Source organism: Gimesia aquarii, from assembly GCF_007748175.1.
Classification (GTDB): domain Bacteria; phylum Planctomycetota; class Planctomycetia; order Planctomycetales; family Planctomycetaceae; genus Gimesia; species Gimesia aquarii_A.
In genome coordinates this window covers 3,270,003-3,283,803 of the sequence record NZ_CP037422.1, presented here as the reverse complement: position 1 = coordinate 3,283,803, position 13,801 = coordinate 3,270,003, and the positions used below count along the sequence as shown (strand labels likewise).

At 46.9% G+C, this 13,801-nt stretch carries 9 protein-coding genes; 6 read left to right on the top strand and 3 right to left on the bottom strand.

Annotation, left to right across the window (positions count from 1 at the left end; genetic code table 11):
• Positions 1–628: 628 nt before the first annotated feature.
• The 4 genes from V202x_RS12535 (at position 629) to V202x_RS12520 (ending at position 5,081) form a co-directional block, all read left to right on the top strand.
• Entirely contained in the window at positions 629–1,681 is a 1,053-nt protein-coding gene (locus tag V202x_RS12535) for a thioredoxin-disulfide reductase (RefSeq protein WP_145175104.1), read from the top strand.
• Between the two features lie 52 nt (positions 1,682–1,733).
• Positions 1,734–2,873, top strand: a complete 1,140-nt coding sequence (locus V202x_RS12530; RefSeq protein ID WP_145175101.1) for a M24 family metallopeptidase — start codon at positions 1,734–1,736, stop codon at positions 2,871–2,873.
• Positions 2,874–2,960: 87 nt separating this feature from the next.
• Positions 2,961–4,151: an 8-amino-7-oxononanoate synthase gene (gene bioF / locus V202x_RS12525; RefSeq protein WP_145175098.1), complete on the top strand. Its 1,191-nt coding sequence runs from the start codon at positions 2,961–2,963 to the stop codon at positions 4,149–4,151.
• 60 nt (positions 4,152–4,211) lie between these two features.
• Positions 4,212–5,081: an alpha/beta fold hydrolase gene (locus tag V202x_RS12520; RefSeq protein WP_145175095.1), complete on the top strand. Its 870-nt coding sequence runs from the start codon at positions 4,212–4,214 to the stop codon at positions 5,079–5,081.
• Between the two features lie 31 nt (positions 5,082–5,112).
• On the opposite strand, the gene V202x_RS12515 is transcribed toward V202x_RS12520, so the two are convergent.
• From V202x_RS12515 to V202x_RS12505, 3 genes are all read right to left on the bottom strand, one after another.
• Positions 5,113–6,360, bottom strand: coding sequence for a DEAD/DEAH box helicase (locus V202x_RS12515; protein WP_145175090.1), 1,248 nt, complete (start codon positions 6,358–6,360; stop codon positions 5,113–5,115).
• A 68-nt stretch (positions 6,361–6,428) separates the two neighbouring features.
• A complete protein-coding gene (gene ftsH / locus V202x_RS12510; protein WP_145175087.1) occupies positions 6,429–8,420 on the bottom strand; it encodes an ATP-dependent zinc metalloprotease FtsH in 1,992 nt (663 codons plus the stop codon).
• 289 nt (positions 8,421–8,709) lie between these two features.
• Complete coding sequence (locus tag V202x_RS12505; protein WP_145175084.1) at positions 8,710–9,552, bottom strand: glycosyltransferase family 2 protein; 843 nt, start codon at positions 9,550–9,552, stop codon at positions 8,710–8,712.
• Between the two features lie 340 nt (positions 9,553–9,892).
• On the opposite strand from V202x_RS12505, the gene V202x_RS12500 reads away from it, so the two are divergent.
• Both V202x_RS12500 and rpsA read left to right on the top strand, forming a co-directional pair.
• The gene (locus V202x_RS12500) at positions 9,893–11,071 is read left to right on the top strand and encodes an aldose 1-epimerase family protein (protein WP_145175081.1); all 1,179 of its coding nucleotides are present in this window, start codon (positions 9,893–9,895) and stop codon (positions 11,069–11,071) included.
• 478 nt (positions 11,072–11,549) lie between these two features.
• The gene (gene rpsA, locus V202x_RS12495; protein ID WP_145175078.1) at positions 11,550–13,394 is read left to right on the top strand and encodes a 30S ribosomal protein S1; all 1,845 of its coding nucleotides are present in this window, start codon (positions 11,550–11,552) and stop codon (positions 13,392–13,394) included.
• The last annotated feature ends 407 nt before the right edge of the window (positions 13,395–13,801 follow it).

Sequence of the window (13,801 nt, the reverse complement as noted above, 5' to 3'; positions counted from 1 at the left end):
AACTCTCAGCAGGTTTGGGCATCTAGCCAGACCAGATCAATAATAGATTACTATTGTAGACATCTCTGCATCGTTAAGGGTTCCACCATATGAAAACTAAGTCTGAATTCGCAAGACTGGTGTCTGCTTTTCTTTAAAATCATGTGGAGGGGAGAATGTGTAGTATTTTGCATCGTATGATAATGCAACATATGTTGCATAGTAATACATGTTCTTAAGCGATGATCTTCTTCACATACTCTTAATGATATACTAAGTGTTGAATAATGAATGGCTTACAGTATTTTTTGCACAATTATTTTTAATTGGTACGGCTTATGCTTTTATGTATTAACAGCGATGGTGGCAAGCGTTGGCCCGCACTTGCTCCATTCAGCACAGAAAAGGTGCTTCAGTCATTCACATGATTCGAAGCACCTTTTTTATTTCCCTAATTTCCAGTTCTGCTCAGAAACGAGTCATCCCACCTTCTGGAATTCCTCACGCTACTTCAGTAGGATTGTCGAGCACACCAATGTGTTTGTTGCTCGTGTTTCTATAATCCATGCTACTGGCAATTCTCCCGTTACTGAAAATTTGTTTCAAATCATTTCAGTCAGAGAATCTCGATATCAGGAGGTGAGTGAACGTGCCGGAAAAAGTCGTTGTAATCGGATCTGGGCCCGCTGGTTGGGCCGCTTGTATTTACACATCCAGAGCCAATCTGGAACCCCTCTGTTTTGAAGGGGCTGTGACAGAAGAAAATCGTTTACAAGGAACACTGCCTTTAGGTCAGTTGGCTCTAACGACGGAAGTTGAAAATTACCCGGGGTTCCCTAATGGGAATCTAAACGCCTATCTGGATGACTCGATAGACGAATCCAAACGAAAGTACATGGCACCCCATTTGGGTGAAGGGGTCAGTGGACCAGAGCTGATGGAATTGATGCGTCAGCAAGCGATCAATTTCGGTACAAAGGTGGTCACCGATGATATCGTCGATGTTGATTTTTCCTCGCACCCTTTCAAAGTAACTCCCGCGAATGGCGAAACAGTGGAAGCTTTGACGGTGATCATCGCCACTGGGGCGCGGGCCAATTATCTGGGGCTCGATTCCGAAGAGCGTTTCAAGAATATGGGCGTTTCTGCTTGTGCAGTCTGTGATGGAGCGATGCCTCGTTTTCGGAATCAGCCATTGGTTGTCGTCGGTGGTGGCGACAGTGCCATGGAAGAAGGTACGTTCCTCACGAAGTTTGCTTCCAAGGTATATCTCGTCCATCGTCGCGATGAATTTCGTGCCAGCAAAATTATGGCAGACCGTGCCTTAGCCAATGAGAAGATCGAAGTGAAATGGAATTCGGTCATTGATGAAGTGTTAGGAGATGATGAAAAAGGTGTGACCGGCGTACGGATCAGAAGTACGTTGGATGAAAACCAGACAGAAGAGCTGGATGCCACCGGTTATTTTGCTGCCATTGGTCATACTCCCAATATCAACTTTCTGAAAGGTCAAATTGAGACGAACGACAAAGGGTATATTCAGTGGAAGGTCCCTTTCCGTACCAATACAAACGTAGATGGTGTGTTTGCCGCTGGCGATGTGGCCGATGATCATTACAAGCAAGCGATCACAGCAGCCGGCAGTGGCTGTATGGCGGCGCTGGATGCAGAACGCTGGCTTGTTGACAAAGGGTTCGATTAAAGTCGTCGTTCGCCTCTCGTATCATTGATTTCCGTTAAAGGACATAAAAGAAATGCTGTCTAAAGAAGGCTGTTTGGCACGCCAGAAGCGCTTGTGGGAAGCGGTTCCCGATCACCTGCAGTGGGTCTTAATCGCTGATCCTCGTCACGTACTGTACTTGTCAAATTTTCTGGTACAACCTTTTAGTTTCTCACGCGGAGAACGCGCACTATTATTGCTGGATCGAGACAAGGGTGTCACATTAATTGGCGATAATTTCACCCTGCGTTCTGCTGCCGCAGAATTCTATGTCGATCATGAAGCGATTGAGCAATGGTACGATCATAAACACTCAGTCGAGAATCGTGATCATGCTTTATTTAAGGCGTTGAAGTCGGTCGTACCACAGTTAAAAGGTCGTGCAGGTGCTGTTGAAGCCGAATGGTTACCCGTAGGCGCGTTACACGAACTCGAAATTACACAAACCGATGCCTCACTTGAGCTAGGAAGCATCTTACGTCAATTACGGCGGCAGAAACACGCCGATGAGATCGCCTTATTGAAATTGGCTATGCAGGCCTGTGATGCTGGTCATGCTTGTGCACGAGAGATTGTGGAAGCAGGTAAAAGTGAATTTGACGTGTTCCGTAAAGTCCAGGCAGCGGTAGTCCAGGCAGCGGGTATGCCAGTAGCCATTTACGGAGACTTCCGCGCCTGTAACGCCGCAGTTCCCAAAGCGGGGGGACTACCATCACCACACGTATTAGAGCATGGCGATTTGTTTGTGCTGGACTACTCAGTTGTGGTTCACGGTTACCGCAGTGACTTCACGAATACCATCAGCGTCGGTGAGCCAAGTGCAGACCAGCAAAAACTATTCTCGCTTTGTCAGGCAGCGATGCAGGCAGGCGAGTCAACACTCAAAGCAGGCACAAAATGTGCCGACGTGCATGCTGCAACAGCAGCGCCCCTCTGGGATGCCGGATATCGCGACAACTTTCAACATCACGCCGGTCATGGACTGGGACTGGGACATCCAGAAGCACCGATTCAGGTTCCTGAGAGCACCGACACCCTTTTGGCCGGTGATGTGGTGACTCTGGAACCTGGTGTCTATGTCGAAGGGATTGGGGGAATGAGAATTGAGCACAATTATCTGATCACAGAAGACGGATTTGAGCGTTTAAGTAATCATGTGATTTCCCTGACATAAAGTGCGAATTCTAAGTTTCCAGAATCAATTAGGGAAATCGGCTGCGTTTTTTATCGCTATGTATGAGATAGTCAGGTCTGCGTAAGCATGTCTTCTCCAGAAGTTCCCGAATGGATTGATAATGAGTTACGGGAGATCCGTGCTGCTGGTCTGTTTCGCTCCCGCAGAACATTTCATCCGCTGGCTGACGGGCGTTGTCTGCTGGAAGGTCGTGAGCTGATTAATTTCTCCAGCAATGACTATCTTAATCTTTCGCACGACGAACGCGTGATCGCTGCCGCTGCAGCCGCCTTACCCGAAATGGGAGTGGGCACACGTGCCAGTGCGCTGGTGAGTGGTCGCACCGAATGGCACGCACAGCTTGAAAACCGGTTGGCTCAATTTGAAAGGACCGACGAGGCGATTCTGTTTCCCAGTGGCTATGCAGCCAATTTGGGAATCATCTCAGCGTTTGCCAATCAGGAAGATACGATTTTTTGTGATCGACTGAACCATGCGAGTTTAATTGACGGCTGTCGGTTATCTGGTGCCAGGCTGCGTGTGTATCGTCATGATCAATTAGAGAAACTCAAACGGGAACTGGAAAAGACATCTGGTGACGGAAAAAAAATCATTGTTACTGATTCTGTTTTCAGCATGGATGGAAGTCTGGCACCTTTAGTTTCACTCTGCGATTTAGCTGAAGAATTCAACGCCACAGTAATGCTGGATGAAGCTCATGCGACGGGAGTCTGGGGGGGATCTGGCAGAGGCCTGGCTGAGGAACTGGGGGTGGAAGAACGCGTGACGGTTCGGATTGGTACGCTCAGTAAAGCCGTCGGGACGATGGGAGGTTTTGTGGCGGGGCCTTGTGCTCTGATCGACTGGCTTTGGAATCGAGTACGAACACAAATTTATTCGACCGCCCTGCCTCCTTCGATTTGTGCAGCAGCCTGTAAGGCCCTTGAGATTATTCAGTCAGAACCAGATCGACGGCGTTTACTCCATGAACAGTCCACGTTTCTACGTAGAGAGTTACAGCAACGTCCGTCAATTTCTGTCCCTCCTTCATCCGGACCGATCATTCCGATCATTCTGAAGGATCCTGAGCTGACGATGAAAATGGCAGCGGATCTACAAGAATCCGGTTTCCTGGTGGGGGCGATCAGGCCGCCCACGGTTCCGCAAGGGACATCACGACTGAGAGTTTCGATCACCTGTGCCCATCAACGAGATGATCTCAAACGCTTTTTAAAAGCCCTGGATCGTTCACTCGCCAGGAATGTGGAATCTCGATAAGGTATGCAAATTAGAATCTCATGAACCTGATGGCATCAAAGACGTACAAAAGAACTCCGCATGAATTTTCGTGATCAGATCAAAAATGAATATCCTTTCGCTTCGCATTGGTTGGAGATAGACGGGCATCAATACCATTATCTGGACGAGGGGCAAGGTCAACCGCTGTTGATGGTGCATGGGAACCCGACCTGGAGTTTTGCCTGGCGACGTTTGGTGAAGCAGCTCTCTGCGCACTATCGCGTGATAGCCGTTGATCATATCGGTTGTGGATTGTCTGATAAACCGCAGGACTATGCCTACAAACTGGAATCACATATCAATAATTTGAAGACGCTGATTCAGGAACTGGATCTCCAGGACATCACTTTGTTTGCCCACGACTGGGGAGGCGCAATTGGCATGGGGGCTGCCGTTGATCTGCCCGAACGGTTTCAACGTTTTGTGTTAATGAATACGGCCGCCTTTCGCTCTCAGGAAATCCCTTTGCGTATTGCCGTTTGTCGGATACCAATCCTGGGAAGTTGTGGAGTGCGCGGATTGAATTTGTTTTCAGGAGCTGCAGTTTCAATGGCGGTCGAAAAGCGGGAACGCATGACGGACGAAGTCAAAACCGGTTTCTTAGGGCCCTATGATTCCTGGCGGAATCGCATCGCAGTCGATCAATTTGTCAAGGACATCCCATTAAAGCCATCGCATCCCAGTTATCAGACACTGTTGCATGTGGAAGAAGGTTTGCAGCAATTTCAAAATCATCCGATGCTCTTAATCTGGGGGGAGCGGGATTGGTGTTTTACCACCAACTTCCTGGACGAATTTGAACGACGATTTCCAAATGCGGAAACGTTACGAATTTCCGACGCCGGGCATTATGTGTTCGAAGACGCGCATGAAATCATGCTACCACGTATTGAACAGTTTCTAAAATAGCTGAAGCAATCTTTTCTTGAACGTGCGATGCTCAGAATTCGCCGAAGTCGGGGTTGATTAAGTGTCCCGTGTTGCCAAGGTGTGTTACTTTCTCGACAGTTTTGCGGGGTTGTTTTGGTTTATAAGCTTCAAAATCATCAACCCGAAACTCAGAAATCATATGATTGATACGATTTTCGATATTGGTCAACTGGTCGCCTTCGTCTGGTGCGACAAAAGTAAACGCGGCACCCTTTTGATCGGATGACAAGCGTCCAACGCGCCCGATACGATGCACATAATCGTCATTAAATTCAGGGATATCGTAGTTGATGATATGCGAGATGCCACTGACATCGATACCGCGCCCCATCACATCGGTGGCAATTAATAATCGAATTTTCCCTTCGCGGAACTTCTTGAGGACGCGATCTCGTTTGGACTGTGGGAGATCACCATGAATGGCGGCAACCGCTTTGAGTTTTTTGGAAAAGATACGATCTAGTTTATCAGCACCCCGTTTGGTACGAGTAAAGACAATCGTTTGTTTGGGGCGTTCTTGAAACAGAAGCCGAGTGAGAAGTTTGACTTTGCGATTTGGATCGACGGTGATGTAATACTGGTCGATTGACTCTACGCTGACCCGATCTTCCGAAAGATCGATCATTACGGGGTCTTGCATATAGCGTTTTGCCAAACGTTCTACAGGTGGAGGCAAGGTCGCGGAAAGTAACAATGTTTGTCGCTTTTCAGGGCACTTGCGGAGGATTTTTTCAATATCAGGACGAAAGCCGATATCCAGCATGCGATCTGCTTCATCGAGAATAACAAAATTGAGCGTATTCAATTTCAGATTGCCACGGTTAATATGGTCAATCACACGTCCCGGTGTACCCACCACAATTTGGGCGCCCTTTTTTAATTGATTTTCCTGAGGACGGAGCGGCTTACCTCCCACAAGTACTGCAAGGTTCAGCGATTTGTCGGGGCAGAGCTTGCGGATCTCAGTGGCAACCTGCTCACTCAACTCCCTTGTGGGAGCCAGAATTAACGCTTGTGCTCCTGGCCGTCTCAGATCGATTTGTTGCAGCATTGGTAACGAAAAGGCGGCTGTTTTACCGGTTCCCGTTCTGGCCTGTCCGATGCAATCCTGACCTGTGACCGCAACCGGAATCAATTCAGCCTGGATCGGGCTCGGTGTTTCATACCCTGCCTGGCTGAGATTTTTTAATATTTCTTCATTCAACCCTAATTGATCAAAACGAGTCTTCAGATTCTTCTTTTTCTTTTCTTCTGTCATTTCCTAATCATTCCTGCTGTGGCAGGAGAAGTGTCGATCTCATAAAAGAGGCATTCAGGACGAGCTGGTTACTCTGATTGATTTTCGTCGGCATTGCTGCTGCTTGTTTGATTTGCATTGTCAATGTTAGCTTGCTCACGAACCGAAGTCCCAATCAATTCCTTGATGTCATTACTGTCAATGGCCTCTTTTTCTACGAGTGCTTTTGCTAGCAGATCAAGTTTCTCCCGATTTTCCGTTAACATTTTTTCAGCCAGATCATCGGCAGCATTTAAAAATCGCTGCATTTCCTGGTCGATCACATGGGCTGTTTCTTCACTACATTCCCCTTGAGATTTCATCTCTTTTCCAAGGAACGGGTTTTCATCCGAATGGCGAAACGCGACAGGACCAATGACGTCACTCATGCCCCACTGCCCCACCATTTTTCGAGTGATCTGGGTTGCCCGTTTGATATCATCCGATGCGCCGGCGGTATGCTCGCCGAACACTATTCTTTCAGCAGCCCGACCTCCCAGCATGAACGCCAACTGAGAGTGAATTTGCTTCTCTCCAATGTTGTATCGTTCTTCATCGGGGAGCAATTGAGTGACACCGAGTGCCCTGCCTCGGGGGATGACAGTCACTTTGTGAACAGGGTCAATCTCTGGAAGTAGCCACGCCAGTAATGCGTGGCCAGCCTCGTGATAAGCAGTCATTTCCCGCTCTTTTTCACCAAGAATTTCTTCACGTGGTGGCCCCATCAAGACACGATCCTGGGCATTGTCGAAATCTTCCATGTCGACTTGATCTTTATTCAAACGCGTCGCCGAAAGTGCTGCTTCATTGACAAGGTTTTTCAAATCAGCACCCGAAAAACCAATTGTCCCTGCGGCAACTTTTTTCAAATCGACATCGTCAGACAGGGGAATTTTTCGTGAATGAACTTTCAGGATCGCTTCGCGACCATCCTTGGTAGGTCGATCTACGGTGATGTGTCGATCAAAGCGTCCCGGACGCAGTAGTGCTGGATCCAAGACATCAGGCCGGTTGGTAGCTGCGATGACGATGACGGCTTCATTTTGCTGGAACCCATCCATTTCACTGAGCATTTGATTTAAGGTCTGTTCTCGTTCATCATGTCCACCTCCCAAACCAGCTCCTCGAATCCGTCCGACAGCGTCGATTTCATCAACGAAAATAATACAAGGGGCATTTTCCTTGGCGGTTCGAAATAAGTCCCGCACGCGGCTTGCACCAACGCCTACAAACATCTGGATGAATTCAGAACCGTTAATCGAATAAAAGGGAACTCCTGCTTCACCGGCAGTGGCACGGGCTAATAAGGTCTTACCAGTTCCTGGCGAGCCCATCAGCAACACACCTTTTGGGATCTGTGCACCCAATCGCTGGAATTTGGCGGGTGTTTTCAGGAATTCGACGACTTCCTCTAACTCTCCTTTCGCCTGTTCCATTGCGGCGACATCGTCGAACGTCGTCTGTTCTTCCGATGGGCGAAAACGCTTTGCGGGGCTCTTAGTAAAATTGCCGAGCATGCCTGAACCCATTGGATCTGCAGAGCGCCTGAGCATGAACCAGAAGAAACCAATAATCAACAGCGGCCCAATTAACCAGGGCAGGATATACGTACCTATCCCGACTTTGGTGCTTTCAGCTTTGAATGTGACTTTCTGTTTGAGTAATTCCGGAACGAGATCGCGATCTTCGACGGGGAGTGAAGGCAAAACAGTATTGAATTCCGCTTCCAGTTTTTCGCCCTTCTTTTTTTCATCAGGATTATCAGGACGAATCTTCCATTTGCCGGTTAGAATGTCGCCATGAAAGTCTACAGAATCGACATTTCCACGTTTGAGTTCTGAAATAAAAAAACTGTAGTCCACCTTCGAGCCGACATTTCCCGGCGAGGTTTTCATCATGATCAGGCTGCCAATCACCAGAATCAGCAGAATGATTAACCAGGGGCCCGTCGAGGGAGTCCCTTGGTTTTCTTTGCCTGATTGCTTTTGGGGGGCTTTGCCTTTGGGAGGATCGCTTTGTGGGTTCTCCGAAGGAGAGTCCATATGAGTTTCCGTTCGTTGACTGAGATCTTAATGATTCTGATTGCTGATTAATGCATTAAGCATGATGTGGCGTTCACTTCGAATCTGCCTGTCATCGGGAATTCGACTACGCAGATTTAAAGTATGCATATGTTTATTTCTACGTTTTGATAACATGATGCTGATTCTATGTGAAAATTAGCCCTCCAGGCAATGCTTGGAAGCCTGTTTTTAGAAAGGATCAGACAAGCAATCGGCAAAATAAGTACTTCGCAGATGGGACGTTATTGCATGGCACTCGGATATGTAATTAATCTTTCAATCCATATCGCACAATGCACCACAGCGCCTTTACACCATCTCGCCAGCCAATTTTTTTCCCCTGATCGTATGTACGACCATCATAACTGATTGACATTTCAAAAATGCGACACTGGCGCCGTGCCACTTTTGCTGTGATTTCAGGTTCAATTCCGAATCGATTCTGGCAGAGACCGGGGGCGATCTCCTTAATGACTTCTTTTTTGAAAAGCTTGTAGCAAGTTTCCATATCGGTGAGGTTGAGATTTGTAAAACAATTCGAGAGCGTCGTCAGAAACTTGTTTCCCAGGAAATGCCAGTAATACAGTACGCGATGGGGCTGATCCCCCAGAAAGCGGCTGCCATAGACGACGTCCGCTTTGCCCTCGATGATGGGCTGTAAAAGACGCGGGTATTCCGATGGATCGTATTCAAGGTCGGCATCCTGAATGATCATGACATCGCCTTGTGCTTCCAGAAATCCAGTCCGGACGGCAGCTCCTTTTCCCTGGTTCACTTCATGAAAAATCACACGGATCTGATTTTGTGAATCTTCTTGAGACTGGCTCTGTTCTTCCAGTCGTTTCAAAATCTCACGTGTTCCATCGGTGCTACCATCGTCGACGAGTACCAATTCTTTGCGAATGGGAACTGCTCTGACCTGATCAATCAGATTTTCTACGGTTTTGCTCTCATTAAAGATGGGAATCACAACGGATAGCAGAAAGCCTTCAGGAATAGGATAAAAGCCGAGTTGACGACAACCGGCTTCTCCCAGTGAAGCTTTCAAGGAATCATACCATTCAGTCGTGTAAGGATAGCCGTGTTCGTCCGGTTGAGGAACTGGTGTCATTGAGTGGAAATCCGTGATGAAATTATATTATAAGGACGTGGTTTTGGATTTGAGTAATACTTTCTGTATTATATGTCGTAAATCCCAACTGCAAGAGGAGTTTCTGATTCGTTTTGGCTTTCATCGATGGCCAAGAGGAACAAACCGGTTTACATTATCCAGACTGTCAGATTGATATTTCACTCTAATTCGGTCATACCGGATATTTCAAATATGCTGATATTCTATATCGCGTCCAATTTAACCATAGCGGTTCCAAAGCGATGATACGAGGTCCAAACAGTCCTGGAGACGCTTTAATCAACCTGGATAGAGGTCAGGCTAGAACGAAGGTAAGATCATGGAAGCAAAGCAAGTCCTGTTCACTGATGTCAATACTCAAACCTGGATCGAAGAAGTTCTGCTAAATGCAGAGAGTCACTCCGAATTTTCAGCAGATCCCAACTGGTCGATTTACAAAAAACAATTGCACGGTGGACAGTCAGAGGGCGTTGATCTTATCGAAATTGATAACGGAGCGCTGAGACTTTCACTGTTACCAACACGGGGCATGGGAGTCTGGAAAGGCAGCTATCAGGAGATTCCCCTGGGATGGGACTCTCCTGTGAAAGCTCCCGTGAATCCCGCTTTTATTAACCTTTCAGAACGGGGGGGGCTGGGCTGGCTCAGCGGATTCAATGAGTTGGTTTGTCGGTGTGGTCTGATTTCCAATGGTCCTCCTGGACAGGATACTGCCGGGAATCCCATTGAATCTGACTTAACTTTACATGGACGTATTGCCAATACCCCCGCTCATTATGTGAGCGTGGAACTTGATCCCAGGGATGGTGGTTGGATCAGAATTACAGGCAAGATGGAAGAAGGCATGTTATTTGGCAGTCACTTTTTGCTGGAATCGACATTGGAAACACAATTAGGATCGGCTGAATTTGCAATTCATGACAGGGTGACGAATCTGGGACCCGTCACAGCAGAATCAGAGTTGTTGTATCACATTAATGTTGGTTCACCATTTCTGGAAGCAGGAGCGCAATTTGAAATCCCTTTTGCTGAGATGGCTCCCCGAGATTCCCGTGCCGCAGAAGGAATGGCCGGCTTTAATACCTATTTAGGACCAACTACCGATTACGCTGAGCAGGCATACTATTTTAAGCCAATTTGTGATGATAACGGGTACACGCCTGCCCTGCTCAGTGATAAAAAAGGTGGCCTGGGGTTTTTGGTTAATTTTAAGCAGGGCGATTTACCCTGTTTTACGCTCTGGAAAAATACTCAAACGGAGTCGGCCGGTTATGTAACCGGATTGGAACCAGGCATCAATTTTCCTAACTTCAGAGCGATTGAACGAGAGCAAGGCCGGTTGAAAAATCTCAGTCCTGGAAGTAGCTATCAAACAGAAATCCAGATTTCCATTTTAAATAATTCAGATTCGGTTGATGAGATACGGCAAAAAATCACGAAGTTAAGTGAAAAAAGCGAGTCTATCATCCACGATGAGCCTCATGCACAGTTTTCTTAATCATCGATTGACACCTTGCACGTTCCTTTTCTGGCCAGATCATTGATGAGGGCCAAAATAGATGAAATATCGAAGAATTCCCTGATTTCATGACTTTAAGCCATGTATATGGCTGGAATTAAATCAAATCATTCTGATATATTTGCAGGACTGACCTCCTTGGTGCACAGAATAACGCGTTGGGCGTTATCCGCGAAGTGAGGCAATTGGTTTTGGAGAAGTTGATATTCACTGGAATGTTGCAAGAGATGCTCTCATTCTCTTTGCATTATTTTGGATTGTTAGATCGCAAATTCGGCTGAATTCTCACAAGTCTGATTCTGTGAGCATGGCTCCTCTGAGCCGTTGTTGAAGAGACGCCTGAATGGTGTTGGAGCGGGAACGCCGAACCCCAGTTTCGCTAACTCACGAAATTCATTTGATATTCTCGTAAGAATTCATCTTCGAAATTTTTAAGCGTGTTTGGATTTATTTTAGTATGGTTGATCGTAATTTAATTCGAGAGTTTAACGTTTCTGATGACGACCTTGATGCCGCATTTGCAGGGATCATGTCAGATGTTGATGGTGAGGGTGATGTAGAAGGCGATGAAGCGGATTGGGTTCTGGATGATATTTATGCCTCCGTCTCCTGTGCTTACGACGTGAATCAAATCATTGATGGTGTGATTTTAAGTGTTGAAGGTGAAGAAGTTCTCGTAGATATCGGATTCAAAAGTGAAGGCGTTGTCCATATCGATGAATGGTCTGAGGAAGAAGAAGTTCCCAAGGCCGGCGATAAGGTACAAGTACTGCTTGAAGAAGTAGAAGACGAATTCGGATTGACGATGCTTTCCAAGCGGAAAGCAGATCGTATTCGCGAATGGGAAAAAGTCATCGCGACGCATGCTGAAGGCGATGTGGTTTCCGGTACAGTCGTTCGTAAAATCAAGGGTGGTTTGCTCATCAATATTGGTGTGAACGTCTTCCTGCCAGCCAGTCAGGTTGATATTCGTCGTCCTTCTGATATTGCCAACTACATCGGTCGTACCATTGAGTGTGTGATTCTTAAAATTGATGAAGCAAGACGTAACATCGTTGTTTCTCGTCGTAAACTCATCGAAGAAAAACGCGAAAAACTCAAACAAGACTTACTCAGCAAAATTGAAGAGGCCCAAGTCGTTAAAGGTGTTGTTAAAAATATCGCCGACTTTGGTGCCTTCGTTGATTTGGGTGGTATTGACGGTTTGTTACACATCACCGACATGAGTTGGGGACGAATTAATCATCCCACTGAAATTGTCAAGATTGATGACGAAGTCGAAGTCATGATCTTGAGTGTTGATCGCGAAAAAGAAAAAATTGCTCTGGGACTGAAGCAAAAAACACCGAGTCCCTGGGAGTTGGTTGAGTCTAAATATCCCGTTGGAACGAAAGTCATCGGACATGTCGTCAACGTCATGTCATACGGTGCGTTCGTGAAACTGGAAGATGGGATTGAAGGCTTGGTTCATATTAGTGAAATGTCCTGGACGAAACGCATCAATCACCCCAGTGAGCTGGTCAATATTGGTGATGAAGTCGAAGTCGTTGTTCTGGGAGTCAATAAAGACAAGCAGGAAATTTCGCTTGGAATGAAGCAGACTCAGTCCAACCCATGGGACGAAGTCACCAAGAAGTACCCAGAGGGCGCCAAGGTCAAAGGAACGGTTCGCAACCTGACCAACTATGGTGCTTTCATCGAACTCGAAGAAGGCGTCGACGGACTGTTGCATGTCAGTGATATGTCCTGGACGCGTAAGATTTCGCATGCCAGCGAAGTGATGAAAAAAGGCGACGAGATCGAGTGTCTCGTCATTTCCGTTGATGAAGAGCGTAAACGAATTGCCTTGGGCCTAAAACAACTTGCCTCCGACCCTTGGGAAACAGACATTCCCGAAAAGTACCAGCCTGGTGCGATTGTTCAAGGTGTGGTTACCAAGATCACAAACTTTGGTGTCTTCGTCGAATTAGAAGAAGAACTGGAAGGTCTGTTACACATTTCAGAACTCTCGGATCAGAAAGTGGAAAATCCGGAGGATATCGTCAAAGTGGGTGAAACGCTGGATGTCAAAATCCTGCGTGTCGATACGGATGATCGAAAAATTGGCTTGAGTCGTAAACTCGAAGAGCCAATTGAAGAAGAATCAGATTCCGCAGAAGGTGGAGAAGCGACAGCTGTTGCACCTCGCAAGGAGTTAATGGGGGGAACCGGAGGCGATGCTCCTTTGTTCTCAATGCCAACGGAAGCTCCTGCTGACGAGGTCCCTGCTGAAGAAGCCGGGGCTGAAGAAAAGACGGAATAGTCCCCTGTAAATCGAATCTCGATTTACAGTTTGAGAAATACGAAAGCGGTGGTCGTCAGTGGCCACCGCTTTTTTATTTTACCTCTGTTCGATTGTGGCAGACATTTTTCAGGGTAATGTCTGCAGGGGATTCCCGTGTTTTCTTTTGAGACGAACATCAACTGCCTTTGATGCAATGCCCGGGAGTGAGAAATCTCCGAAACTATAATAATGGCTGTATTTTAGCATTCTAAATCTATCTATTCGTTACAACCGTCACAGTTTCCGCAGATTCCTCTTTCAGTGCCCTGCTTTTCCATACGAAGTTCAGGAACGGGTCATTCTTTGCCGATAAGAATTCTACAGAGTGAAAGGTCTACCTGCCTGAATTCTGTGATTGAGATATCGTATCGAGAGGAAACGAGTTC

Bases quoted from the DNA above. Each gene is read 5' to 3' on its own strand.
- V202x_RS12520 (WP_145175095.1), top strand. From the start codon at position 4,212: ATGAATTTTCGTGATCAGATCAAAAATGAATATCCTTTCGCTTCGCAT.
- bioF (WP_145175098.1), top strand. From the start codon at position 2,961: ATGTCTTCTCCAGAAGTTCCCGAATGGATTGATAATGAGTTACGGGAG.
- V202x_RS12530 (WP_145175101.1), top strand. From the start codon at position 1,734: ATGCTGTCTAAAGAAGGCTGTTTGGCACGCCAGAAGCGCTTGTGGGAA.
- rpsA (WP_145175078.1), top strand. From the start codon at position 11,550: ATGGTTGATCGTAATTTAATTCGAGAGTTTAACGTTTCTGATGACGAC.
- V202x_RS12500 (WP_145175081.1), top strand. From the start codon at position 9,893: ATGGAAGCAAAGCAAGTCCTGTTCACTGATGTCAATACTCAAACCTGG.
- V202x_RS12505 (WP_145175084.1), bottom strand. From the start codon at position 9,552: ATGACACCAGTTCCTCAACCGGACGAACACGGCTATCCTTACACGACT.
- ftsH (WP_145175087.1), bottom strand. From the start codon at position 8,420: ATGGACTCTCCTTCGGAGAACCCACAAAGCGATCCTCCCAAAGGCAAA.
- V202x_RS12515 (WP_145175090.1), bottom strand. From the start codon at position 6,360: ATGACAGAAGAAAAGAAAAAGAAGAATCTGAAGACTCGTTTTGATCAA.